Origin of the sequence: Methanobacterium alkalithermotolerans (assembly GCF_018141185.1) — an archaeon.
Classification (GTDB): domain Archaea; phylum Methanobacteriota; class Methanobacteria; order Methanobacteriales; family Methanobacteriaceae; genus Methanobacterium_F; species Methanobacterium_F alkalithermotolerans.
Genome location: NZ_CP058560.1, coordinates 1,655,001 through 1,679,903 on the forward strand (window position 1 = coordinate 1,655,001; position 24,903 = coordinate 1,679,903).

At 36.3% G+C, this 24,903-nt stretch carries 22 protein-coding genes (1 of these 22 cut by a window edge); 6 read left to right on the plus strand and 16 right to left on the minus strand.

Annotation, left to right across the window (positions count from 1 at the left end; genetic code table 11):
- Positions 1-348 carry the start of a prenyltransferase/squalene oxidase repeat-containing protein gene (locus HYG87_RS08160; protein WP_211532686.1) on the minus strand. It extends 621 nt beyond the left edge of the window, so 348 of the gene's 969 nt are visible here — the first part of the coding sequence; its start codon is at positions 346-348; the stop codon falls past the left edge of the window.
- A 273-nt stretch (positions 349-621) separates the two neighbouring features.
- Here HYG87_RS08160 and HYG87_RS08165 point away from each other — a divergent pair, with 273 nt between their 5' ends.
- Both HYG87_RS08165 and ppk1 read left to right on the plus strand, forming a co-directional pair.
- Positions 622-1,518, plus strand: a complete 897-nt coding sequence (locus HYG87_RS08165) for a Ppx/GppA phosphatase family protein (protein WP_211532687.1) — start codon at positions 622-624, stop codon at positions 1,516-1,518.
- A gap of 4 nt (positions 1,519-1,522) precedes the next feature.
- Positions 1,523-3,640 carry a polyphosphate kinase 1 gene (gene ppk1, locus HYG87_RS08170; protein WP_211532688.1) on the plus strand — a complete coding sequence of 706 codons (2,118 nt, stop codon included), beginning with the start codon at positions 1,523-1,525 and terminating at the stop codon, positions 3,638-3,640.
- Positions 3,641-3,839: 199 nt separating this feature from the next.
- On the opposite strand, the gene HYG87_RS08175 is transcribed toward ppk1, so the two are convergent.
- The 4 genes from HYG87_RS08175 to HYG87_RS08190 form a co-directional block, all read right to left on the minus strand.
- Positions 3,840-5,474 (minus strand): ABC1 kinase family protein, encoded by a 1,635-nt coding sequence (locus HYG87_RS08175; RefSeq protein WP_211532689.1) that lies wholly within the window; start codon positions 5,472-5,474, stop codon positions 3,840-3,842.
- A gap of 49 nt (positions 5,475-5,523) precedes the next feature.
- Entirely contained in the window at positions 5,524-7,425 is a 1,902-nt protein-coding gene (locus tag HYG87_RS08180; RefSeq protein WP_211532690.1) for a MutS-related protein, read from the minus strand.
- A 94-nt stretch (positions 7,426-7,519) separates the two neighbouring features.
- Positions 7,520-10,156, minus strand: coding sequence for a U32 family peptidase (locus tag HYG87_RS08185; protein WP_211532691.1), 2,637 nt, complete (start codon positions 10,154-10,156; stop codon positions 7,520-7,522).
- A gap of 48 nt (positions 10,157-10,204) precedes the next feature.
- Positions 10,205-11,560: a GAF domain-containing protein gene (locus tag HYG87_RS08190; protein WP_211532692.1), complete on the minus strand. Its 1,356-nt coding sequence runs from the start codon at positions 11,558-11,560 to the stop codon at positions 10,205-10,207.
- Positions 11,561-11,685: 125 nt separating this feature from the next.
- On the opposite strand from HYG87_RS08190, the gene tmk reads away from it, so the two are divergent.
- Positions 11,686-12,273, plus strand: coding sequence for a dTMP kinase (gene tmk, locus HYG87_RS08195; protein ID WP_211534270.1), 588 nt, complete (start codon positions 11,686-11,688; stop codon positions 12,271-12,273).
- Between the two features lie 49 nt (positions 12,274-12,322).
- On the opposite strand, the gene HYG87_RS08200 is transcribed toward tmk, so the two are convergent.
- From HYG87_RS08200 to mcm, 5 genes are all read right to left on the minus strand, one after another.
- On the minus strand, positions 12,323-12,520 hold the full coding sequence (locus HYG87_RS08200; protein WP_211532693.1) for a hypothetical protein: 198 nt from the start codon (positions 12,518-12,520) through the stop codon (positions 12,323-12,325).
- 44 nt (positions 12,521-12,564) lie between these two features.
- Complete coding sequence (locus HYG87_RS08205; RefSeq protein ID WP_211532694.1) at positions 12,565-13,536, minus strand: tyrosine--tRNA ligase; 972 nt, start codon at positions 13,534-13,536, stop codon at positions 12,565-12,567.
- Between the two features lie 178 nt (positions 13,537-13,714).
- The gene (locus tag HYG87_RS08210; protein ID WP_211532695.1) at positions 13,715-14,758 is read right to left on the minus strand and encodes a 60S ribosomal export protein NMD3; all 1,044 of its coding nucleotides are present in this window, start codon (positions 14,756-14,758) and stop codon (positions 13,715-13,717) included.
- A 92-nt stretch (positions 14,759-14,850) separates the two neighbouring features.
- A complete protein-coding gene (locus HYG87_RS08215) occupies positions 14,851-15,258 on the minus strand; it encodes a translation initiation factor IF-2 subunit beta (RefSeq protein WP_211532696.1) in 408 nt (135 codons plus the stop codon).
- Positions 15,259-15,422: 164 nt separating this feature from the next.
- Entirely contained in the window at positions 15,423-17,423 is a 2,001-nt protein-coding gene (mcm, locus tag HYG87_RS08220) for a minichromosome maintenance protein MCM (RefSeq protein ID WP_211532697.1), read from the minus strand.
- Positions 17,424-17,615: 192 nt separating this feature from the next.
- Here mcm and HYG87_RS08225 point away from each other — a divergent pair, with 192 nt between their 5' ends.
- Positions 17,616-18,050, plus strand: a complete 435-nt coding sequence (locus HYG87_RS08225; RefSeq protein WP_211532698.1) for a hypothetical protein — start codon at positions 17,616-17,618, stop codon at positions 18,048-18,050.
- Between the two features lie 62 nt (positions 18,051-18,112).
- On the opposite strand, the gene HYG87_RS08230 is transcribed toward HYG87_RS08225, so the two are convergent.
- From HYG87_RS08230 to HYG87_RS08250, 5 genes are all read right to left on the minus strand, one after another.
- The gene (locus HYG87_RS08230) at positions 18,113-18,724 is read right to left on the minus strand and encodes an RlmE family RNA methyltransferase (protein WP_211532699.1); all 612 of its coding nucleotides are present in this window, start codon (positions 18,722-18,724) and stop codon (positions 18,113-18,115) included.
- 19 nt (positions 18,725-18,743) lie between these two features.
- Positions 18,744-19,271, minus strand: coding sequence for a metallophosphoesterase (locus tag HYG87_RS08235; protein ID WP_211532700.1), 528 nt, complete (start codon positions 19,269-19,271; stop codon positions 18,744-18,746).
- A 97-nt stretch (positions 19,272-19,368) separates the two neighbouring features.
- On the minus strand, positions 19,369-19,725 hold the full coding sequence (locus tag HYG87_RS08240) for a DUF5518 domain-containing protein (RefSeq protein WP_211532701.1): 357 nt from the start codon (positions 19,723-19,725) through the stop codon (positions 19,369-19,371).
- Between the two features lie 138 nt (positions 19,726-19,863).
- A complete protein-coding gene (locus tag HYG87_RS08245) occupies positions 19,864-20,967 on the minus strand; it encodes a radical SAM protein (protein ID WP_211532702.1) in 1,104 nt (367 codons plus the stop codon).
- 145 nt (positions 20,968-21,112) lie between these two features.
- A complete protein-coding gene (locus HYG87_RS08250; RefSeq protein ID WP_211532703.1) occupies positions 21,113-21,847 on the minus strand; it encodes a sulfite exporter TauE/SafE family protein in 735 nt (244 codons plus the stop codon).
- 87 nt (positions 21,848-21,934) lie between these two features.
- Between HYG87_RS08250 and HYG87_RS08255 the strand changes: the two genes are divergently transcribed.
- Positions 21,935-23,407, plus strand: coding sequence for a cryptochrome/photolyase family protein (locus HYG87_RS08255; RefSeq protein WP_211532704.1), 1,473 nt, complete (start codon positions 21,935-21,937; stop codon positions 23,405-23,407).
- A gap of 38 nt (positions 23,408-23,445) precedes the next feature.
- Here HYG87_RS08255 and HYG87_RS08260 read toward each other — a convergent pair whose 3' ends face one another.
- Complete coding sequence (locus tag HYG87_RS08260) at positions 23,446-24,144, minus strand: hypothetical protein (protein ID WP_211532705.1); 699 nt, start codon at positions 24,142-24,144, stop codon at positions 23,446-23,448.
- 271 nt (positions 24,145-24,415) lie between these two features.
- On the opposite strand from HYG87_RS08260, the gene HYG87_RS08265 reads away from it, so the two are divergent.
- Complete coding sequence (locus tag HYG87_RS08265) at positions 24,416-24,766, plus strand: Rieske (2Fe-2S) protein (protein ID WP_211532706.1); 351 nt, start codon at positions 24,416-24,418, stop codon at positions 24,764-24,766.
- Positions 24,767-24,903 lie beyond the last annotated feature (137 nt).

Consider the following 24,903-nt stretch of genomic DNA (forward strand, 5'->3'; position numbering starts at 1 on the left):
AAAATCACCTTCATCCGTCTGGAACTCGAAAAGATAATCTGCAGCTTTTTTTAGGGATTCATGGTTTTTATTTAACCCATACTTTTCCACCAGCTCACTTAAAATTAGATAAGTCTGGTATTGGGTGTAGTCCACCTGGGATATTTTCCCCTCAGAAGGATATTTCCAGGATCCATTGCTTTTTTGTTTTTTTAAGGATTTTTTTACTGCTGGTAATTCCCATAATATTTCAATAGATTCCACCTTTTTATCTAAAAGATCACGTAATGTAAAATATTTTATAGCCTCATTTTTTTTTAAAAGTACAGGGACCGGATTTAATTTTAATTCCTCTTGCCAGGGCATCATTTAAATCACCTATTATCTAAATAGCCTTATAATAAAATTAATGGACCTATAGGGAAATATTTTTTTTTAAATAGTTATCGTGGGTATTAGTAATTCTTCAAATCATGGTTCAATGATGGGAATCATTTCATATGTTCTTTTATCATGCCCCACTAATACTAACCTTTATGGTGCACCGGGTTCAAATAAATATACAACCACCGGGCGGTGCAGGGTATTTTACAATTAGCATCAATCTAAGGGTTTTTATAGTTTTTATTGGAGGCCAGGTTCATGTTATATGGAATCGTTGATATCGGTTCAAATACCGTCAGATTAAATGTCTATCACTGTAAAAAAAATGATATAAACCTTATTTTTTCCAAAAAAGAAAATTTAGGTTTAGTTTTTTTTATAAAAAAAGGTAAATTAAGTGCTAAAGGCCTGGAAAAACTGTTAACCTTTCTTAAAAAAATCAAAAAAGACCTGCATATTTTAAAAATTCATCATTACCGCTTTTTTTCCACAGCAGTACTTCGAAATATTGAAAACCGTGCTGAGGTCATGGACCTGATTAAAAAGGAAGTGGGCCTGGAAATTGATTTATTATCTGGTGAAGAAGAAGGAGAATTAAGTTTCCTGGGATCTATTTCCTCTCTTAATAATAACCAGGGGATACTCATTGATTTAGGGGGAGGAAGTGTTGAGATTGTACTTTTTAAACATAAAAAAATAATAAAAAACTGCAGCATCCCTATCGGATCTTTAAAAATGTATAAAGAGTATGTTTCTGGCATTTTACCAGATAAAACCGAGTCAAATCTAATTAAAGAAAGAACCATTCTGGAACTAGAAAAAACAGGAATAAATCATCAAAAGGCGCATTTCATGTGTGGAGTGGGAGGCAGTATCCGTACTATTGAAAAAATATTAAGGGATTTACACTTACAGCACAAGAAAGATGATTTAATAGATGTTAAATTATTAAAGAAGCTGCACAAACAATTAAGCCCGGATGATAAGAAAAGCCATGATAAAATTTTAAAGATTAAACCCTCCAGAATTCATACTCTGGTCCCGGCTTTAATAATTCTAGAAACAATAACTTCTTATTTCGGCTGTGAAGTGATACAAACCAGTAAGAATAGTGTAAGAGAAGGATATTTATTTAAAAAAATATTAAATAGGTAGCAAAATGTCTAAAGGAGACTATAGCTATACCCAAAATCGTGAATTATCCTGGTTAAAATTTAATCTTCGGGTTTTAGAAGAAGCTGAGGATGATTCTGTTCCTTTGTTAGAACGCTTAAAATTCATATCTATTTTTACCAGTAATCTTGATGAATTCTACATGGTTCGTTGCGGGAGTTTATATGATTTATCCCTGATAAAAGAGGACTATGTGGATAATAAAACCGGATGGAGTGCACAGGAACAATTAGATGCTATTTTTGATAGAACCATATTCTTATATGAACGTAGAGATGAGGTATTCTCTACTTTAAATAATCTTTTAAAAGTAGAAGGGATACATGACCTTGGCTTTAATGATTTAACTAAAAAAGAAATCAGCTTTACCAAAAAATATTTCTTCAACTGTATTCTTCCCCTTCTATCTCCTCAGATAATTGATATTCATCACCCCTTTCCTCATTTATTAAACAAATCTTTGAATATCATGCTCATCATGAGAAAAAAGGGTAAATTATTATATGGCCTGGTTCCCGTCCCTTCTGCTCTACCTCGAATTATTTTTTCTCCCCGGGATAAACTCCGTTTTATTTTAATGGAAAAAATAATACTGCAATATGTGGATGAAATTTTTTCCAACTATAAAGTGGAATTTAAAACCATAGTCTCGGTTACCCGCAATGCAGATATCAGTTTATCTGATTTGCAAATAGATGAAGATGAAGACTACCGGGGGTACATGAAAAAAATCTTAAAAAAAAGAACCAGGTTAGCACCAATCCGGCTGGAACTCTACCAGCATTCTGATCCCCGTTTAATAGACTTTTTATGTGATCAACTGAATCTGGCCCCTAATCAGGTTCAAATCTCCCACACTCCCCTGGACATGGCCTATGTGTTTGAATTATATGACCATATTGAATCGGTAAATGAATTACTATTCCACCAATTATCTTTTAATCCCTTTTATCCTAAAATACCTGAAAGATTAAAAGAAGGAAAGATCCTTCCCCAGCTAAAAAAAAGAGATATTCTACTTTTCTATCCTTTTGAATCAATAGAGCCTTTTTTAAGATTATTAAAAGAGGCAGCTAATGATGAAAATGTAATATCCATTAAAATTACTATTTATCGGGTGGCCCGGTCTTCTTCTATTATCAAATATTTATTAGAAGCACGGGAAAATGACAAGGAAGTAACGGTTTTAATTGAACTTAGAGCCAGATTCGATGAAGCAAACAATATCCACTACGCGGGCTTATTAGAAGAAGCAGGCTGCACCGTTTTATATGGCTTTGAAGAGTACAAAGTACACTCCAAAGTTTGCTTAATTACCAGAAAAGAAAGAAATAATATCCAGTACATCACCCAGATGGGTACCGGGAATTATAATGAAAGAACCTGCAAATTATACACCGACTTAAGTTTTATCACCACCAGTAAGGTTATCGGGGAAGATGCCATGCTATTTTTTAAGAATATGGCCATCTCTAATTTAAATGATGATTATGAAAAACTATTAGTAGCTCCTTTTGGTTTCAAATCCCAATTAATTGAAAAAATAAACCAGGAAATCGAAAAAGCCCATAAAAATCTCCCGGCCAATATTATCATGAAAATGAATTCTTTCTCAGATAGAGAATTAATTGACATGTTAAATAAAGCATCCACAGCAGGAGTTAAAATTAAATTAATAATAAGGGGTATTTGTTGCATAATTCCGGGATTAAAGGGCAAAACTGAAAATATTGAAATTATCAGCATCGTGGGTCGTTTTTTAGAACACTCCCGGATTTATTGCTTTGGTACTGGAGAGGATACTTCCATATATCTATCCAGTGCAGATTTAATGGTTAGAAATACTGAAAAAAGAGTGGAAGTGGCCTTTCCAATTGAAAATCCCATCTTAAAAAAAATGATAATGCACCTGCTGGAGCTACAGCTCCAGGACAATGTTAAGGCCCGGAAAATTAATGCTAAAGGTGATTATGAAAAAATATATACCTGGGGTGAGCCCGTTGACTCTCAGAAATATTTCATGAATTATGATTTTTCAAAAATAGAAGAAGAATATGCACTAAAAGCATCATTTTACTCCCGATTAAAGCATCTATTCAAATAATATGATATTATTTAACATTTAAATCCCTATTTTTTTATATATCCTCACCTTATCCCATTTATTAATCTTCCAACTACATCGGGCCCAGGATTAGAGTATCAATTTATTTTTAGAATTCAAAAACCAGCCTTTAAATTCATTCATCCTTTATTTTAATGATGGAATCCCTAACTGATTCCTATAAGTTACATTCACTTAACTATTTCATTAAAGAAATAACCATCCAGAATCCTAAAATGGCACTCAGGGTAAATCCAATAACTCCTAAAAAAGGCAAACCCAGAATCAGAATTCCTTTATCACTTAGTATGGTTAAAGAGGAACCAATTAACAGTGCTGATATGATAAGGGCCATGGAGATCTTATTACTTATTCTTTCCAGGTCTTTATGCTCTACTTCCAGGGTGAACTTACCTTCCTCTATTTTATAGAGGGTGCGGTTGATGGAGCGGGGTAATGTTTTTAGAAGATGCTCTACTTCAAATATATTGTCCTTAATAAAATCAACCAGCTTAAATGGACTGAATTTCTTTTTAACGATTTTTATGGTCATTGGTTTTAGTATTTCCACTGCATTGAATTCAGGATCCAGCTGCAAACCCAATTCTTCCAGCATGGCAATACCACGGGCCATTAAAACAAATTCACGAGGTAAAGAAACACCGTATTTTCTCATTAAAGATACCAGATCCTCCATTCCTCCCTGAATACCTTTTAATTCAGTTCCATAGTACCTGTACATTAAATCAGTGAGGTCGTATTTTAAGGATCTACTTCGGGCATCTTGTTCCAGAATATCCATATACATTAACTGGTTAATAATGCCATTAACATTGGTATCCATGAAATAAATGAATAATTCTGCCAGATTCTCCTGGAAATCAGCATCCAGAATTCCCATCATACCAAAGTCTAAAAAACAGATTACATTATCCTCCAAGATATAAATATTGGCAGAGTGGGGATCGGCATGGAAAAATCCATCTATCATTATCTGCTTAAAATAGGATTCAACCCCCCTTCGAGCAATTAACTTAGGATTAAATTCCTGGGGATGGAGTACCACCTCTGATACTTTAGTACCTTTAACCAGCTCCATGGTCATTACTTTAGGAGTACAGTAAGGAGCATGGGTACGGGGAACATAAACATAGTCCACATCTTTAAAATTGTTATTAAAAACATTAATATTCCTTACTTCCTGAATATAATCAATTTCTTTTAAAATAGAGCGTTCAAATTCATTAACTATTCCAGGGAGATTATAATTACGTGCCGGGGGTATGAATTCATCTATCCGTTTGGCTAAAAATTTCATCATACTTAAATCAGTTTTTACCAGTTCTTCTACACCTGGTTTTTGTATTTTAACTGCTACCTCCCGATTATCATTTAATACAGCCCGGTGAACCTGCCCAATAGAAGCTGAAGCCAGGGGTTCTTCATCAAACTCTAAAAATAAATTTTCTAAACGATCTCCCAGTTCACTTTCCACCACTTTGCGAATCAACTTAAAATCAAGGGGGGGATTATCATCCTGCAACTTGGAAAATTCCCGGGCAAAATCATCTCCCACCAGATCAGGCCGGGTACTTAAAGTCTGACCTAATTTTATATAAGTGGTTCCTAATTCCTGCAAAACCTGTCTTAATCTAACTGGAAGAGTTTCATCCAGTTCTTCAATGGATTCATATTCATAGGAATGATCTATTAGGGGTATCTTACTTTTTAATTGAATTTTTATGGCCACAAAACCAAAATCATACTTATTAAGGACAGTAATAATCTCATTAAGTCGCTTCAAATTAGGCTTATTACTTCTCCAAAGTTTCATATATAATAGTTATATCTGGATTTAAATAAATTTTAGCCTTAAAATCAAATTAAAACTTCTCCAACATTTTACGGTATACTTCCTTTAAATCTCCCTGTGAACGATTATAAATCATCCTTAAAATTAATTCGGGAGTACTACGGGCCATGTAATTAATACGGGGTGTACGATCCACAATTAAATTATAATCCTCATCCAGCCCACTGGCTTCAATTCCATCCACCCTCACGGTGGAATGTTTCATCAGTTCCCGGGCCATGTGGGTGACTATAACGGCAAAGGAATTAGAATTTTGTATAAATTCGATGAAACTGGATATGATTTTTACTGCTGCTTCTAATTCAGTTATAGCCTCTAATTCATCCAGAAGAATCAATTTTTCACTATCTTTAATTACAATGGGCATGAAAGTATGGAGGAATGATTCAAATGCACCGGCATCCAGGGATCTTTTTTTAGAAAAAAAGTAAATCTCATCTAAAATTTTCACCCGGGCATTTTTAGCACAAACCGGAAGCCCCATCTGGGTCATAATCGATATCTGGGCCAGAGTTTCCAGTAAAGTGGTCTTTCCTCCACTATTAGCTCCAGTAAGTAAGGCCACATTTTCGGGATAAGAAAGATGATAATCTATTCTCTGCACATCCTCTTCCTGGGCCAGGTTTAAATGTAAGGCACCCTCCAGGGAGAATTCATCACTAATCTCCGGCACCTCCAACTGGTAGTAATGGGCAAAACATCCCAGTGCAAATTCATAATCAAATTCCAGGGCTTCTGATATTTCTTTTTCGACTTTTTCTTTTAATAAAGAAAGCTGGCCTGCTGCTTTAACCTTTTTATCAAAAGCTTCTATCTGGTAACGGGATATCTCCCTTTTTTTAATTCTTTCTACTTCCTGCTGGTCTATCTCCAGGGGGTAGGTGGGAAAGAAAGGATCAAACTCCACACCAGTTTCAATTTTTATTTGATCCCTTGCTTTCCTGATAACCTGATCAAATATTTTTTCTATCTTGGGGGGCAAACCCTGATTTAAAAGGTGCAGAACTTCATCTCCTTTAAGATCCACTTTTTTAATGGATTCTTTTAATATACCATCTGCCTCTACCCTGGCCTTTTTAACCACCTTATCAAAATCTATTTCCCGGGATTCCAGTCCCTGTAAGGTGGATAGTATTTCCATTACTTCCCCCAGCACACTTTCTTTTTTTAGAATTCCTCTAAGTTCCAGCACCTGGCGGAAAATATCCTCATTATCTTTAAAATAATTCAATTCCACATCCGGTATAATTTCAGCCATATCTGCTTGCAGGGATATCATAATCACATTACCAGCATCATCTAATTCTATCTCCCCACTGGAGTAAAGATAGAACACCGTTTCATACTGCTGTATCTCCCTAGATTCCACATTACTAATCACCGGGTAATATTGATTAATCCCTATCTCCATCAAATAATCCATATCTTCCTGATTTTCTACTAGAATGGCCTTTGAAGGATCATATAATGGTTTAGAATTTTTAGGAAGGTGTAAATTTTTAAGAAGGCCAGTTACTTTCTCTAAAGGTAAAGTAGACACCATTTTTCGGGATTTATTTACTAAATCCAGTCGCTTCTGTATTAATTCCCGGTGGGTTGTAGGGGCCAGCAGCAAAATTTTATTGCGGGCATGGCTGGTGTGAGCATACTCCATTATTTTTTCTATAATCTCTTCATATAACTGCCTGGATCGATCTGTTTTTAAAAATTTTTGAGCAGGATTACCTAAAAGTCCATTTACTATTTCAATGGCTTTTCTTTGACTAATTCCTTCAATAGAGGCTAATCTATCTACTTCATAATTTTCAATAACCTTCACCAGCTCTTCTTCTCCACCCAGTTTCAAAATAATCTTCTGGGCCATCCGTTCCCCCACCCCTTTAATAGTGGTGAGATCCAATTTTTCTGCCATGCTTTTTTCCTTTAATAGTTGCTTAATATAAAATTATAACCGCCTTAATTCCACAAATAGTTTTTTCCTAAATTTTAAATTTTATCTTTTTAATTTATTTTTCCAATCCTCGCCTGAAATTACCGGAAGTTAGGCCGCCCTGGGAGATATTTTTTATGCGCCTTTTAATCTGCTTTAAATCATGTTTAAAATCGGGGGAGCTTAAACTGGATAATGCTTCCTGATACAAAGTCAACATCTTCTTCAGGTAGGCACCGCTTTTTCCCCGGGCATCTAAGGCGAAATTATTAATCCCAATTTTAATTAAAAAAGGCAAATAATCCACCAGACAGGTCTCCACAGAATTTAAAATAACAGTATTGCAATCTGCACCTATTTTAACTGGAAAAACATGATTTTTCTTGTCTTTCAGGGCCCAGTATGCGGAGGAAAGGTTGGTCTTAGTGGTGAGACTTTTAAGTAAATCCACTGTAATTAGACCTTCTTTACTTAGCAGGGATTCAATATTGCCCTGAACCACCAGTTCCATATCTTTTGAATCCTCTTGTAGGGAAGAACATAGCTCTGCCAGGTCCTTTTTAGAAAGTTCACCAGAAAGGGTAAGGGTAGAAAATAAGGGCACTAACTTTTTTAAACTAAAACTGTTCCAAATATTAAGGGCTGCTGAACCATATATTGCCCTATCTGGATATTTTTTTTGAATATAATCCGCGGTACCGGGATGGGATACCATTATCCCTAATTCCGGGGGGCTTTTTTCTAAAACATCTTTAAAGAATTTTAAAAGCCCTGGATGGGTGATGGAGGGCCACTTCCAGACTAATTGAACAGAAGATGATTGGCTTAAATACAGGGCCTCTTTTAACATATTTAACATATTATCCCGACTATACAGCAGAGGACGCTTATTTTTCATTATACACTTTTTTACTAACTGGGGTGGTGATAGTAGTGGGGCTTCAAAGTAAATCCGTTTGACTCCTGATTCTAGAGCGGATTTTAAGGTGTCCATCTCATCCACATAGGCTGATAATTTAACTTCCGGTAAAATATCACCCTTCAGTCTGGAAGGGGAAGATTTAAAAGAGGGTTTAGAACTATTTTTCAGGGAATTCTTAAATATTTCCAGGGATTTTCTGGACTTTTTTATTTTTTCGGGACCCGGCCGATAACTTTCTATGATTTTAGTTTCCAAATCCACTATAACTTCTCTTCTAAGTTTATTCAATTCACTTAAAGGAGTAAAAAGTCCTCCCGGATAATCCATATTTTTTATTTCCACCACAAAAGGTTTATCGCCGGTTTTAAGCAGCTGTTTTTTAATTTGATTTTCATGCAGTGGTTTTTTTATGGCCTTCTCCATGGCCTTTTTTCCAGTAACCTGGGAAGAAATTCCAGGAGTTTCTTCACCTTTTACTTCCCCTTTTAATACCGGGAAATTATTTTCATCTAAATGGAAGGAAAAATTTAAAGTTTGAGCTGATCTTTTAAAGTTTGAGGTATCTGGAGTGGATATTAAATCCATTAAATCCTTTTTTCTACTTAAATATACTTTAGAACCTTTTTTAACTGGAAAATTAGCCCTTAAATACATTTTTTTCCCTTTAAAAACCGGAGCTTCATTTAAATCCATACCCTTAATGGGGGAGTTATCCTCTGGCTTGAAATAGATACCATCACCCTTTTCGGGATGGATTTGAGACTCTAAATCTATTTGGAGCTCTTTTTTTTTCAGGGAATAATTTAAAACAGTCCCTACCAGTAATCCTCGATGGCCGGGTTTTTCCATCCCCATGAATTGGGCACCGGATTTATTAAACATCTTACCCGGGGTAAAACCCCGATTAAATACCAGTTTAAGTGCTTCTAAATCTTCAGTGTCAGGCTTCCATTTTCCCTGACTAATCTGGTCTAATGCTTTACGATAGATACCCACCACCACAAAAACATAATCCGGGGACCTCATACGCCCTTCTATTTTTAGACATCTGATTCCAGATTCAACTAAATGCTTGAGATTCGTATAAAGGGAAAGATCCCGGGTGGAGAGCAGGTATTCATCATCCAGTTTTATTCTTTCAAGATTTATTAGCCGTCCGTACTGGTCTTTTTCACCTTTAAGGAGCTGATAAGGTTTTCGACAGGGCTGGGCACAAATACCCCGGTTACCACTTCTACCTCCAATTACAGAAGATAAGAGGCACTGGCCAGAGTAACCATAACAAAGCGCACCATGCATGAATACTTCCAGATCCAAACTAGTTTTATCTCCCAGCAGGGTAATTTCATTATGAGAAAGTTCTCGAGAGAGCACCACTCTTTTAAAACCATTTTTTTTAGCCCACTTAAGTCCATCCTCATTATGAATGGTCATCTGGGTGGATGCATGTAAATCTAATTCACCAACAATTTCCCGGGCAATTTTTAACACCCCCAGGTCCTGAATTAAAATCGCATCCACTCCCATATGATATAAGCTTTGGAGATACTCAGCCATATCCACTACTTCAGACTCTTTAATTAAGGTATTAACCGTTACATAGACTTTGGTGTTACGTAAATGAGCATAATTCACCGCTTCTAATAATTGGGAGTGGTTGAAATTATCGGCATATCGCCGGGCTCCAAATTTTTCACCTGAAAGATAAACAGAATCTGCACCAGCTTTAATAGCAGCTTTTAAAGATTCAAAAGATCCAGCAGGAGCTAATAATTCAGGAACTCTCTTCAATAATATAATCCTCCCAAAATAAGAAATAAAAAAGAATTAATAATTTAACTATTTGATTTCTGTTAGCACTTCCGAGACTATCTTCAAAAATTTCTCTACAATACGTCTGTTTTTTTCTTCGCTGGCTTTTATCTGGTTTTCAGAAAGTTTACGATGCACAGCCAGAGCATAAAGATTAGCCAGCCTGCTTACTAGTTCTAAATCATGATCTTGATAGGGTTCTTCTGCATTAGCAAGAGCAATCTGCCCCACCAGCTCCCCATCCATAATAGCCGGTACAGAAAGGAATCTATTTATTTTCACATGACCTTCTGGTGTTCCTATAGAGCGTGGGTCATTATTAGGATCATTGGTCATTAAGGGTTCTTTGTTATCCAGTACCCATCCCCATAGTCCTCCTACTTCATTAAAATTGAATTCAGTGGAAAATATGTCACTAACATGACATTTTTCATATACCTGGGGTGTCACACTGAAGCTTTTTAGATTTTTTGTTCCCGGCTCCACATAGCCTACAAAACAAAATTGGCTTCCAGTTAAACTCACTGCATAATTTAAAACATTTTTTGATATTTTTTCCAGTGAAATAGGATTTAAAAGTTTTTGGGATAATTCAGCCAGGGAATTATTAACATTCAGCTCCCATGAAAGAGCTTTTTTAGCTTCTTTTAAATCACTAACATCTCTAAAAAGCCCAACAATACCAATTATTTCATCTTTTTCATTTTTAAGAGGTGAAATTGAAGTCTGGAAGTATAATTTCTCTCCGGTAAATTGGGTGGACCATTCATAAACCACACTTTCTCCCTGTAAGACCTTAAGATTATGCTCATGATGGATTTTGCCTTCCTCACCAAATATTTCTAAAGGGGTTTTACCTATAAAATTGTCTTTATTAAGGCCATATCGTTTTAATTGTGGCTCGGAAATCATGGTGCATTTTTCATCCATATCCAAGGTGAAAAGAATATCATTCATGGAATTAACTATTATACGGTATAATTCCTCGCTTTTTTTAAGCTTGATATCCATTTCATATTTATATAAGGCCACCTCAATTACACTGTGTAATTCCCTATCTTCAAAAGGTTTGATTATATATCCAAAGGGACCGGTAATCTTGGCCCTTTTCAGGGTTTTTTCATCAGAATAAGCAGTCAGGTATACGATGGGTATATTAAAACGTTCAGTAATTACAGAAGCTGCTTCAATCCCATCCATTTTGCCTTTAAGTACAATATCCATTAGTATTATATCTGGTGAAGTTTCTTGAGCCTTTTCAATAGCTTTTTCTCCAGAGGATACAGTTGCCGTTACTTCATAGCCCAGGCTTTCCAGCCGCTGGCCAATATCAATAGCCACTATACTCTCATCTTCCACCACCATGACTTTTGTCTTAGACATGCTCCACCTCATAAAACATTTTAAGCCTTATCTTGAATAATATTTGAACTAATTAGCTTTTATAAGTATTCTTTATAATTTAGCATATGATAACCTATTTTTATCATGTTATCTAAATGAAGTTTATGTATATTTGTCTGGAGGGAATAGATGGTTCCGGGAAATCTACTCAGATAGAACTCCTGGAAAAATGGTTAAAAGAAATGGGCCATACGGTGGAAAAGGTGGTGGAACCCACTTCCTCCCCGGTGGGTATTTTAATAAGGGAAATGCTGCAGGAACCACAGGCCACTGATTCCCATTTTCAAAAAGTCCTGGCTTTACTTTTTGCAGCGGATCGTATGCTTTTAATGGATAAAATTCAACAGGAAGAAAGCCAAAATAAAATAATTATTTCGGATCGTTGTTTTTATTCCAGTATGGTTTACCAGAGCCCTTCTTCGTGGATAAATGAAATAAATAAGTATATTAGAAAACCAGACCTGGTTTTACTCCTGGATATCGATGTGGATACTGCTGTTTCCCGCTGCCAGGGCCAGGACCAATTTGAAAAAAAATCTTTTTTAAAAGAAGTAAGGTCTAAATACCTGGAAATAGCTAAAAAACATGATTTTTTTGTTATAAATGCCAATACAGGTATAAATATGGTTCATAAAAATATAAAAAAAGTAGTGGCCCCTCATCTGGGTATCTGTGATACTGGTATCTTATAAACGAGAACTTTTTTTAAAAAATTAGCAATTCTAGAAAATAATTATTTAATTATTTTTTATTTTCTAATTCATTTATCCTCTCATTAAGGGCTTTAACTAAAAAATCTCTAACTTTTTCCAGTTCCTTTACCTCTCCTTGCAACATAGGGCCGTAATCAGTATGGACCATCTCTACTTTGTAGTTTTCCATAACTTCTGCCATGATTAAACCGGTAACTCCAGGGGGGATTCTCATTTCATGTAACATTATTATCACCTGACTATTTTCCAATAAATAATAAAATTTTATAACTAATCTGAATAATTTTTTTCCATATACTCTCGGACCGGTGCTAAAATATCAATTAAATACTCACCCACAGAATTTTTAAGATCCAGAGGATGTAAATCGCCTTTTTCATACATTTCAACCAGTTCCAGATAGGATAGCTGCAGGTCCCCTCCGAATTTTTCCGGACGCTTGATTATTATGTGCTCATTTTCTCTAAAGATGAAATGCCGGGCCATTTCCATCACCGGGTTTTTATCCACTTCCTGGGCAGGACAGTAACTTTTTTTAAGTTTTTTCTTAATTTCAGCTGGTGAATCGTCAATGGCAATAAAATTACCCTTACTGGAGGACATCTTATCACTCCCATCGGTACCATGCAAAAGAGGAGTGTGTATGCAAACTGGTGCTTCCTGATTCAGGCGAGGTAGATTTTCCCGGGCCAGCATATGAATTTTCCTTTGCTCCATACCACCTAAAGCTAAGTCTGCTTCTAGGGATACCATATCCACCACCTGCATCAGGGGATAAATCACTTCTGCCACCTTATGGTCTTCTGAATCTCTAGAAATTTGGGCCATACTTCTTTTAGCCCGAACCAGAGTGGTTAAAATGGCCAGTTGATATACCTGATCAGTATATTCTTTTTTAGTCTGGAAACTGGATCCTAAAATGAATTCTGTTTCACTTGAAAGTCCCAAAGCTAAAAAACAATGTTTATTATACTGGGCCACATCTTTAATTTCTTCCAAACTGCCTTTGCCATTTAAATAAGCATGATAATCGGCTAAAAGTATCTTGATTTTAAAACCTGCCTTCTGGAGGTCTATCATTTTCATCACAGTAATGGCATGCCCGAGATGGATTTTCCCCGAAGGTTCATACCCAATATAGGCCACTGGATTTTTTTTATTTAATTTTTTTTCCAGCTCTTCTGGACTTATAACTTCCAGGGTTCCTTCACTTATCAGTTCCATCTTTTTTTCCAGGTCCATGTAATCACCATTAGTTTAAATTCCATATAAAAGTTATTAAATTCCATTAAAACCAATCAAAATCTTTTTATACCTATTTAACGCAGATAAACTTATTTAAATTATAATTATTGCTGAATATTCATAAAATTGACATGATTTAGTTTATTACCTTTAAAAGAGGATAGATTCTTCTTTTTTATAAGATGATATAGATTTTTCCTTCTATTTCCAGTACATCCACCTCATCACCTATACTTAACTTATCATAATCTGGATTGATTTCCTGGTCTATTGGTTCAAAGGTGGTGGGATGTAATATCTGAATAGAATGGGGGGTTTTGGAAGTAAGGGTTGTTTTTTGAATATCTTCCAGGTGTCCTATTAATTTAATGTTAGCATAATCCTTCCACAGTATGCTGAATTTTTCCTGGTTAATCAAATCTCTAACTATTATCTTTCTAGAATCAAGGGATTTTACCTGGGCTAAACGATCATTATACTGAATAAAATCATCTATACTAAATTGGGGGAGGCGTAAAGATATCCAGGTACGGTAAAGTCCCTTTCCAGTGGACTTATCCTGTCCCATAAGCCGGGGTGATTCCTTTACCAAACCTCCCAGCTGTTCCCTTAATTTATTAATTAATTTTTTAGCTGCCTTTTGAGAACCGATATAGTAATCCATTCCTTCTTTCATAGGGGTTCTCTGGGTGATATAGGCCATTCTATTCTTTTTTTCCAGTTTATTCAAGTTAACGGCTATAATTTCATCCGCCAGGGCTATTTCTTCCGGGTATAGAGGCCTATTATCGGCTCTTAACTGGATAACTGATTCATAATAACCAGAAGCGATTTTACTACAATCTGGGCACACAGTTTTATTCAAACGGACTGTAGTTTTATATTCTTGAGTAATTTCTTCACCAAAAACTACTCCTTTTGCTATAACCCTGCAATCTGCCAGAGATCCTCTCCGGTGAATTATTTCTAATTCTATTTCTACATTTTCCACCATAGGGGAGACGTGGATATTTTCCTCCAGGGCCTGGTAAATGATTTCTTCTTCTGGTAAACCCAATTCTTTCCACTTTCCTTCCTGGATCTGGGAGTGACAGGAAGTGCACAGGGTTACTATTATTTCACTTTCCAACTTCAAAAGATAGAATTCTTTCAAAAAACAAGTTTTACATAGTCCTTCAACTAATTGTGTATCGGAACTACCGCATTGGGGACAAAACATATATAATTACCTTAAAAAATTTATAAAAAAGTTACAGGGGGTTGATTTTTAAAAATCCACCTGCAATTAATAATATTTTATTTTAAATTCAATTATAAGGTCTTTAAAGGAGCTTTAGCACCACAGGCCTCACATTTGAGAATGAAAATCCGGTCTTCCCTTATAATCCGGGTATCAGGCCGGTTACACTCATGGCACATTACAAATTTCTGCACATAATCGTCAACCCTTTCATTAATCAGGTAATGAGTAAATTTACCTTGCATGATGGCTCTTCCACCTTCCAGGTTTCCAGCTGTACCCAGTTCTCTTAAAAGGAATTTTAAAAGGTGTTGGGGGTCCCGGTTCAGAGCATCGGCAATCTCCCTGAAATTTTGAATAAAGGTCCGGTTTCCCTGAATAACAGAATAAGCTTTAGGAACACTAAAACGCTTGGATTCAAATACTTCAGGCGGTAATTGATCAATGGCCCGTTCTAATAAGTTTTCATAATCTGACATAATATACCTCCAAATAATATAGTGGGGGAATAGCACATTCCCGTAATTAAATATTTAAAAGGATTTTTTAAAAAAAATCCTAAATTTTTTAGTATAAATTACCCTTAAAATAAGGTTCTATTATAATAAATTGCCCTTAAATTCTTTAAAAGTTTAAAAAGGAATTAAACTACTTTAAGATATCCTCTTGTAGGCTCGAATATTACTCCTTTATGTTTAAGTACCCTTACCAGTTCCTCTACTTTTTCGGGGCTTACAGTGTATCTATCTCCCATCTCAGATATAAGAATATTGGTAGGTGCCTTACCATTATATTCCTCTTCCAGTTCCTTAATAACTTCCACCAGGATACGGAATTTATCCCGCTCTGATTTAGGGGGCCTACCTTCCACCTTATCAATGTCTATTTTACCTGTTTCAGGGTCATATCCCACTTGTTTTAGACAGGCCTGCTGTAATTTAATGGCTTTTTTAGCATCTTCTGCATCCACCACACTTTTGAGTTTTATTTTGGCACTGGCTTCAGAAAGACGTATTATAGCCTCTAATTGTCGGGCAGTAATGGGAACTGGTGATTCATCATCAGAAGCACTATTACGCATGGATACATAAAATTCTTCCAGAACATCCATAGCCCCTTCGGATAACACCGGGTGGCTGTGACGGCGAGCATAGGCAATATATTTTCTTAATAACTCCGGATCGATTTCATAGGGCATGGAGTCTTCTTTGTGAATATTTAATATGTGACGGGCCAGAGCACGGTCCTTTTCCATATCTGGTTTATCCTCCACCACAAAAATCAAATCAAAACGGGATAAAATGGTAGATGGTAGTTCAATTTGCTCTGCTAGAGATTTGAAACTATCAAAACGACCAAATTTAGGGTTAGCAGCTGCTAAAACAGAACAACGTGAATTAAGGGTGGCCATGATACCTGCCTTGGCTATGGATATGGTCTGCTGCTCTAAAGCTTCGTGAATAGCGGAACGGTCTTCTTCCCTCATCTTGTCCAGTTCATCCACACAAACATTTCCCCGATCCCCTAATACCAGTGCACCGGCTTCCAGAGACCATCCTCCCAATTCATCTCTTACTGCTGCAGCAGTTAAACCCACCCCACTGGTACCTTTACCACTGGTGTAAATACCCCGGGGGGCTAGCTTGGATACATATTTAAGCATCTGGGACTTACCAATACCGGGATCCCCTACTATAAGAATATGTATATCTCCCCTTAAACGGGTTTTATCTTCCAGTTCTTTTCCAGATCCACCAAATAATTGCAGGGCAATAGCTTCTTTAACATCACGGTAACCGTGAATGGAGGGTGCAGTGGATTTAATTATTTTTTCATAGATGTGTTCGTCCCGGGATAGCTCCTTGATGTTTTCTTCATCTTCAGGAGATAACAATAGCTCTTCAAATTCCTGTTCCAGGTGTTCAATGAAATTACCATAGATATAATTTTTAAATCGACGGGTTTTTTCATCCCGCACGGTACGCAGGGTACCGGTTATCCGGACAATATCCCCTGGGGTGAGGGAATCCACCAGATCATCTTCCAGCACCACCAGTATTTGACGGGGCTGCTCCCCTCCTGAAAGGTTTTCCAGAGGTTCCTGGACTTTAACAGTCTGAGTATCCATAAACTCGGATTCTTCCTGCAGCAGTCTAAAAGAACGACCTCCACAATCAGAACACAGGGAGGGTTCGGCAATCATGTTGCTGGATTGGGATACTTCATGCAAACGCATGCATCCCCTGCATTCAAACATGGCAGTTATAATCCGGGGTCGTATTTCATCGGTTTTTCTAACAATACCATCTACTGATAAAAATTTTCCAATAAATTTACTTCTTAAAAACCTTAAGGGAATATTATTGGTTACATTTTCTAATCTAATATTCAAATCAGCATTTTTTCGTAAAGGATCTATATTTTTAATAGCTTTTTGGGAAGCACGAATAACCTCTTCTGGTTTTTCAATAAGAAGATCAGCTAAATCTGGATCAAACATTTCCAGGTCCAGATAATCTATAACCACTGAACGCTGGTCAGGATATTTTTCTAAAGCTTCAAAGACGTTATCTTTGTACTTGGTTGAGAAAAATTCCTCAAATTTAGCCAGTGAAGTTTTGGTTTTATCAGTTGCATGTGTCATTATGCAAATATATAACCCTATTAATTATAAATGATTTACTGGAAAAAAAATTTACAATTATACCTTTATAAACCATGAATATTAGATAATAAAAAATAGCATTCTAATACTTTTAATAAGTATTATACTCAGTTTATATAAAATTTTTATTTAAACAAATATATTCAATCTCCTTTTTTAGCAGGTGTTTTTATGAAAAAATCAAGATTAAACTTATTTAAAGTTACTTCCATGAGTATATCGGTTTTGGGAGTGCTGATGATAGTGGCCACCATTCTCATATTTGCCTATATTGGTGTGGATTTAATATCTTCCAGCATATCATCCAGTGTGGATAGTGGGTCTGCTTATGATCAACTGGCAGTATTAAAAACAGATCTCTCAACTCTGGAGGTTAATTATGATTCTGCAAAAACTGAAGCCTATCGTACTGGAAATAATGATATCCAGAAGCAGTACGTCACTGCTGAATTAGAACTGGTAAAGGCTCGCTCGGCAGTGGGAGATGTGGAAAGTGCACTATCGGCCAATTTACCTGCTGAAGAAGTTCAAAATAGAATTGGAATAGCCAATACTCAACTTAGAGCTGCAGAACAAGCTTTAGCTGATTTAAGGGCTAGATTTTAATTAAAAAATCTCACCTTTTTTTTTAAGGGCTTATTTTGCTATTTTATTTGAGAATAATGGCCCTAATAACCCTTAAATCCCATTCCAATTAAATACATTTCTGCACTTTTCTTTCTAGAAGAAGCAGGTTTGGTGGTTTTCACCACTTTAAATTCGGTTTTTAATTTTTTTATAAGTTCTTCATACCCGGGGCCCTGAAATGATTTCATTAAAAGATTTCCCTGGTCTTTTAAGATATTTACACTGATTTTTAAAACACTCTCCCCTAAATCCATAATCCTAAGCTGGTCAATATCTTTTATACCGGAAAGGGAGGGGGAGGCATCTGAAATTACCACATCTGCTTTTCCACCTATTTTTTCTGTGATGGATTTCTGGATTTCATCCCGGGTAAAATCTCCCTGAATAAAGTGAAAATTATCTTCAGCAAATGGTTTAATCCTTTGTAAATCCACACCCAGAACTACACCTTCTTCTTCCACTCTCTCCAGAGCTACCTGGGACCATCCTCCAGGAGCAGCACCGAGATCCACCACCACATCTCCTTTTTTAATAATCCTGAATTTTTTATTTAATTGTTGCAGTTTGTAGGAAGCTCGGGAACGATAATTTTCTTTTTTAGCACTTTTGTAGTAGTGCTCCTTTTTTTTCTCTACCTGCCATCTTTTTCCCATGATAATTACCTTTTTTAATCTATAATTTGTTCTGTTTTTTGAAATTTACTGATTTACAGGGGTCTCCCACTTTAATTATTTCTGAATCAATATTGCCCTTTTCAATTTCCAGTAACATGATGGTGGGATCTGATAAACGGGGTACAGTGGCACTCCCCGGGTTTAACATTAAAATGCCTTCTACTTCTTTTATAAATGCCCAGTGAGTGTGACCGGTGATTAAAACTTCCACATCCAGTTCCAGGGCAATATATTTTAATTGCTGGGTATCTCCCCGGGGATAAACTTCCCCATGATTTAAACCTATTTTTATTCCTTCAATCTCAATTACTCTGCTTTTAGGAAGTTCCAAACCACTATATCTATCCATGTTCCCCTGTACGCAATAGGTAGGGGCCAGAGATTCCAATTCTTCTTTAACTTTAAGGGAAGTTAGATCTCCACAATGTAAGATCATATCCACACTTTTGAAGATACTTTTAACCATATCTGGTATTTCAGAGGCCCTTTCAGGTATGTGGGTGTCGGATAATACGCCAATTCTCATTTCAATCTCCTGGGATTTCATAGTTTTTTTAGTAAAGTATGGTTTCAGGAGTATTAAAGTTAATTAAAAAAAATAGTTAAAAAAAAATTAAAAAGGTTTAATTGGATATAGCCGCTCCAATAGCTCCTCCAATACCCATGGAAACCATGTACTGTATTAGAGCACCTATAAATAGTACTAAGCCACTTAATGCACCTACTGCAAAACCTGCAAGTCCAGCAGCGACTGTACCTAGAATAGTTATCAATATGGCACTTAATAATCCGCCAAACGCTCCTGCTACTGAAGCATTCCAGAAACCATTAAATGCTCCCCCTTTAACTATTATACCCACTACAAAACCGGCCAATAGTAATCCTATAAATGATCCCCAATCAGGACTAAATTGCGCCATAATTCCAGGAAATACTAAGGATAAAATAAATCCCACAATTACTGCACTCCATTTTACCATTACCCCACCTCCTTTAGATAATATATGGGCCTTGCAACTTTATATAATTTTTTTATAAGCAGGTCTAATTTAAAATGATTAAGTCTTGATGTAGTTCAATTAGAGTCTCCTGAAGATTAAAAGATTAGATAATATATTTCAAGGACCATAGTATCCTTTTTCACTTTGAACTAACACGGTTTCCAGGCCCACATCATTTAGAATATTTTTTATCTCCATCACTTCCTTCCAATCGGGTTTAATGAGATCTTTTCTTTTAAACTCTGGCCGGTAATCCAGAACACATACCTGAATTTTAGAATCACACTTTTTTATCTGCATACCCATCTCTATTATCTCATTTTTTGAAATCAAATCTTTATTATAGGGAATCCCAATTCCCAGAAATAGAGAGGGTTTATTAGTATTTTTAACTCCTTTTATCAGCTGATATTTATCACCTGATTTAATTACATATTCCATATTATAATTTTTAATCAGGTACTCTACTGCCCTCCAGGAATTATCCAGATATTTCCGGGCTAAATAAGGATCTTCCACACCACTAATCAATTGGAAGGTGGGAAGATTAACTCCTTTTAAATCAATTCCCAGACGATTAACCCCGGATTTAATTAACTTATCCATATATTCCGGATTTAAGATGGTTCCATTAGTATCTACATGGATATTAATCTTATTTTTAATTTTTTTAAGGTGATCTATGGTTTTTAAAAGCCAGTCGGGGTTTAGAGTACTTTCTCCTCCAGAAAAGGTTATGGTATTAATTCCCATCCCCTCTTCTAAACCTGAAAGAATTTGGCTGGTTTCCTGAGGTTCCAGGAGATTCCCTCTATCTGTAAAGGCCACCTGGGAATTCTGGCACTGGGGACAACGAAGATTACAGCCATGGGTAAATACTACAATCTCCACCGGTTTTTTCTCCTTTTTTAGAAAATATGGAGTTCCCACCCCACCGGCAGTGTGCGCTCCCAGGCTACTAACCACCCTTAAGGTCTTATCTGGACTTTTAATGGTTTGTATATCCATGTCATCTTCTAAGGGGGTGTTGCAACTTAATGATAATCTGCCATTTATTTTAACTGCACAGGACCAGCACCCTCCACAATCACAGGGCATGAAAACAGATTCTGCTTCATCTTCTTCTAGAAATTTATTTATTTTTATACCGGCAGATACTAGGGCATCTTTAACCAGGCCCTGGGATTCTACTATATTGCCATTTACTTTTACTCTTACCATTTAGTCCATCTCTGGGATTTTGATAATTTATTTAGATACTTTTATAGATTATTTTTATTTAAAATTAGTTTATAGTTTTTTATTAACTTCGGTAAATTGAACTATAACGAATCTGATTAAAATTAGTAATAAATGCCCTTTAAATTTACATAATAAATCCCTGCCCCACAAAATAAACCCCCATCAATAGAAGAGCCCCTAAAACCACTCTACGAAAACCTGCAGCAGATATTCTACTAAGTAGCTTTTTCCCGGTATAAGAACCAGTAATGGCAGCCACAACTAAAAAAGGAATTAAAATAATTAATTCATCTGGTAGAAAGCCCTGGGATAAATAAATGGGTAAACGGGTTAAATCCACCCCCAGGGCTATGGCCGCTGCAGTGGCCAGATATACTTCTTTTTTTAAGCCAAAACCGGTTAGAAAGGCCGCTCTTAGAGCCCCTCCGGTACCTATTAGTCCAGCTAGAAAACCAGAAAGACCTCCCCCCATGGTGGTGCTTAAGGGGGTAGGGGAAATTTTAAAATCACTCTTATAAAGGGACCATATCACATAAAAAATTAAAAATAGTCCTAAAGAGAACTTTAAGATATCCTGATTAACATAATCTACTAAAAAGGCCCCTACCACGGTTAATATCACGCTGGGAACTCCAAAAATTAGGAGCATCCTATAATTCAGGCCTTTTTTAAAAAAACCAAGCCTTCCCAAATTTCCGGAAATATGCAGCACCGCCACCATTACCAGGGCTATTCTAAAATCCACCAAAAAAAGGGCCAGAGGCATAAATAGAGTGCTGGATCCAAAACCAGCCAGAGTACCTGCCACTTCGGATAGGTACGCTGCCAGGAGAAATAATATCAGGGTGTTAATATCCATGCTTTTACATTAGTAGATCTATGATTTATGGTTTTAGCTGGAAAATATTTTTTAAGGATTAAATTCATAACTATAGTCTGGTTAGGTATGAAAAATAGAAAGGAAGCCACCCTGATTTTTCCCCATCAACTCTTCCGGGAACACCCGGGTCTCTCACAGGAGCGAAAGGTATACTTAATTGAGGAACCCCTATTTTTTGGCGATTATCACTACCAGTTAAATTTTCATAAGAAAAAACTGGTATTGCACCGGGCATCTTTGAAATACTACCAGGACTTGCTGGAAGAACAGGACTACCAGGTAGTGTATATTGATTATCCACCCCACCCGGATAGTGAATATCTTTTTTCCCATCTGGAAAAAGAAAAAATAGATACTCTTTATTGGGTTGATGTGGTGGACTGGGCACTGGAAAAACGTTTAAAAAGTTATTGCAAGGATAAAGATATTAACTACATTGAAATGGATAGTCCGGCCTTTTTAACCACCCGGGAAGAGATTCATACTTATTTTGCTTCTAAAAAACATTATTTTTTAACTTCCTTTTATATATGGCAGCGTAAACGGATGAATATTTTAATGGATAAGGGAAAACCAGCAGGTGGGAAATGGACCTATGATAAGGAAAACCGTAAAAAAATCCCCCAGGGGACAAAAATTCCCACTATCATCCAGTTAAAAGAGAATAAATATGTAAAAGAAGCTAAAAGGTATGTGGATAAGAAATTTCCCCATAACCCCGGGACCACCCATGGTTTTAATTATCCCACCACCCACCAGGAAGCCCAAAAATGGTTTAAGGATTTTGTGGACCATAAATTGCCCTTTTTCGGCGACTATGAGGACGCCATTATATCTGATGAATCCTTTTTATTCCACTCGGTTATATCTTCCAGTATAAATAACGGCCTTATAACACCTGATGAAATCTTAAAACACATTTTAAGGGCTAAAAACATTCCCCTTAATTCTTTAGAGGGATTTATTCGTCAGATTATAGGTTGGAGGGAATTTTTAAGGGGGGTGTATATTGAAGACGGAGTAAAAGAGAGAACTACCAACTTCTTTCAAAATAAAAATAAAATGAATGAAAAACTCTACCAGGGGCGTACTGGCCTGGAACCCTATGATAAGGTGGTTCAAAAAGTTATAAAACAGGGTTTCACCCACCATATTGAGAGACTAATGGTTCTGGGTAATCTCATGTTGCTGGTGGAATTAGACCCGGATGAAATATATAAATGGTTCATGGAGATGTTTATTGACTCCTATGACTGGGTGATGGTTCCTAATGTGTATGGCATGAGTCAGTATGCCGATGGGGGTCTTATTACCACTAAACCCTATTTTACTTCTTCTAATTATTTACTCCGGATGAGTGATTTCTCCCGGGGTGACTGGTGCAAAGTATGGGATGGTTTATTCTGGTGTTTTGTCAAAAAACATCAAGATTTAATTTCTAAAAATCCACGGCTGGCTGTTTTAAAAAGAAACCTGAAAAATAGAAAAAAAATGATAGAACATCATAAAAATGCCAGAAATTTCCGGGAAAAACTATAGGGTTCTTATCATGTCCAAACTTTAAGAAAGAATAAATATCAAGAGATGGTATAATCCAGGTCTCCCTGGTTATATAGTTTATTTAAATCCTGGTAGTGGGTCAATTCATAGTTAGCATAGGGGTTGTTCAGGAAGGGATGGATTAATGCCCTGGCAATAAAGTAGTAAGTCGCTATCCGACCGTAATATTTCCAGCTTAGCTCTACAAATAGGGGGAATCCACATCCGGGGTTGATGATGGGGTTTCCTTCACGTACCGTACCATGGAAATACATGGGTATGGGTCCTTCCTGGCCATTGCTTCGGGCAATTCCCATCACGTAGTCCATGGCATCATCCAGATTGTCAAATTCATTACCATCAGCCCGGTAGCGGTATTTATCCTCTGGCACCCCAAAGATGAAACTGGATACTACCTCACTCCAATCAATATCGGTACGATAACTATCAGGATTCACAAAGGCCATTTGAATGATCAGTACATCTCCTTCCATGTAGCGGCGATAAGTGGAGTCTCCTCCATAGTGAACCACCATAACGGTGGGAGAACCTCTTTTTTTAGCATAATCGGCCAGCACTTCTGAAGAGGGATGACCTGGATACATATCCGGGTTGGCCATTTTAACAAAATTTAAACGACCAACTGGTTCCACCGGACTAAAAGTACTTACCACGAAAAGATAAGCCCCAAAAATGAGTATTATGGCTACGAAAATGGCATTCAAAGTTCTGGACATTATAATCCTCTGGCTTGTTCCTGATTATTCTTTAATGGATTTAAAATTATTTTAAAAAAAATATTTTCTAATATAAAAATAGGATTTTCATTATAACATTGCAATATATAATACTTTACTTAATATACTTATGGGATACCTTACATAAGCATGTATTGTTAACCAACTTTTATAAAAAATAAGCCCATAAATTATACCAAAACAAGTAAATTGATTACTTTAAGATTAAGCTTGTTAATATAGCATTATTTTTAGTAGGGGAGGTTCATAAATGGATGACTTTGTAACGGTGGCCGGAGTGGATGATTTAGAATCAGGAGAACTAAAAAAGGTGGTTCATGAGGGTAAGGTGTTACTTCTGGCCCGGGTAGGAGATAACTATTACTGTGCCGATAACCGCTGCCCCCACCTGGGTGGAGACCTATCCCAGGGAGATTTAGAAGGAACCATCATTAAATGCCCTTTACATAAAAGTCAGTTTGATTTAAAAGATGGAAAAGTAATCCGCTGGACCAACTGGTCTGGAATAAAACTGGCCCTTTCCAAAATATTCCGACCACCTCGAGAAATGGAAACCTACCCTCTAAAAATTGAAGAAGGTAAAATAATGGTTCAAATTTAACATTCCCTTCATTTAAAACAGGATTTTTTTAATTGACTTTTAGTTATCTTAAAAAGAAATTAAAATCACTTGAGGAAGATGACTACTCCTAATCAATTATAAAATCAACAAGCTTTTTTTATTTATTTCCATTAATA

What these genes read in the sequence shown, in the direction of transcription:
- HYG87_RS08230 (WP_211532699.1), bottom strand. Translation starts at nt 18,724, where the DNA reads ATGGGAAAAAGATGGCAGGTAGAGAAAAAAAAGGAGCACTACTACAAA.
- HYG87_RS08260 (WP_211532705.1), bottom strand. Translation starts at nt 24,144, where the DNA reads ATGTCCAGAACTTTGAATGCCATTTTCGTAGCCATAATACTCATTTTT.
- HYG87_RS08180 (WP_211532690.1), bottom strand. Translation starts at nt 7,425, where the DNA reads ATGGCAGAAAAATTGGATCTCACCACTATTAAAGGGGTGGGGGAACGG.
- HYG87_RS08205 (WP_211532694.1), bottom strand. Translation starts at nt 13,536, where the DNA reads ATGGACCTGGAAAAAAAGATGGAACTGATAAGTGAAGGAACCCTGGAA.
- HYG87_RS08200 (WP_211532693.1), bottom strand. Translation starts at nt 12,520, where the DNA reads ATGTTACATGAAATGAGAATCCCCCCTGGAGTTACCGGTTTAATCATG.
- tmk (WP_211534270.1), top strand. Translation starts at nt 11,686, where the DNA reads ATGTATATTTGTCTGGAGGGAATAGATGGTTCCGGGAAATCTACTCAG.
- HYG87_RS08235 (WP_211532700.1), bottom strand. Translation starts at nt 19,271, where the DNA reads ATGAGAATTGGCGTATTATCCGACACCCACATACCTGAAAGGGCCTCT.
- mcm (WP_211532697.1), bottom strand. Translation starts at nt 17,423, where the DNA reads ATGACACATGCAACTGATAAAACCAAAACTTCACTGGCTAAATTTGAG.
- HYG87_RS08265 (WP_211532706.1), top strand. Translation starts at nt 24,416, where the DNA reads ATGGATGACTTTGTAACGGTGGCCGGAGTGGATGATTTAGAATCAGGA.
- ppk1 (WP_211532688.1), top strand. Translation starts at nt 1,523, where the DNA reads ATGTCTAAAGGAGACTATAGCTATACCCAAAATCGTGAATTATCCTGG.
- HYG87_RS08240 (WP_211532701.1), bottom strand. Translation starts at nt 19,725, where the DNA reads ATGGTAAAATGGAGTGCAGTAATTGTGGGATTTATTTTATCCTTAGTA.
- HYG87_RS08250 (WP_211532703.1), bottom strand. Translation starts at nt 21,847, where the DNA reads ATGGATATTAACACCCTGATATTATTTCTCCTGGCAGCGTACCTATCC.
- HYG87_RS08175 (WP_211532689.1), bottom strand. Translation starts at nt 5,474, where the DNA reads ATGAAACTTTGGAGAAGTAATAAGCCTAATTTGAAGCGACTTAATGAG.
- HYG87_RS08255 (WP_211532704.1), top strand. Translation starts at nt 21,935, where the DNA reads ATGAAAAATAGAAAGGAAGCCACCCTGATTTTTCCCCATCAACTCTTC.
- HYG87_RS08165 (WP_211532687.1), top strand. Translation starts at nt 622, where the DNA reads ATGTTATATGGAATCGTTGATATCGGTTCAAATACCGTCAGATTAAAT.
- HYG87_RS08210 (WP_211532695.1), bottom strand. Translation starts at nt 14,758, where the DNA reads ATGTTTTGTCCCCAATGCGGTAGTTCCGATACACAATTAGTTGAAGGA.
- HYG87_RS08225 (WP_211532698.1), top strand. Translation starts at nt 17,616, where the DNA reads ATGAAAAAATCAAGATTAAACTTATTTAAAGTTACTTCCATGAGTATA.
- HYG87_RS08190 (WP_211532692.1), bottom strand. Translation starts at nt 11,560, where the DNA reads ATGTCTAAGACAAAAGTCATGGTGGTGGAAGATGAGAGTATAGTGGCT.
- HYG87_RS08245 (WP_211532702.1), bottom strand. Translation starts at nt 20,967, where the DNA reads ATGGTAAGAGTAAAAGTAAATGGCAATATAGTAGAATCCCAGGGCCTG.
- HYG87_RS08215 (WP_211532696.1), bottom strand. Translation starts at nt 15,258, where the DNA reads ATGTCAGATTATGAAAACTTATTAGAACGGGCCATTGATCAATTACCG.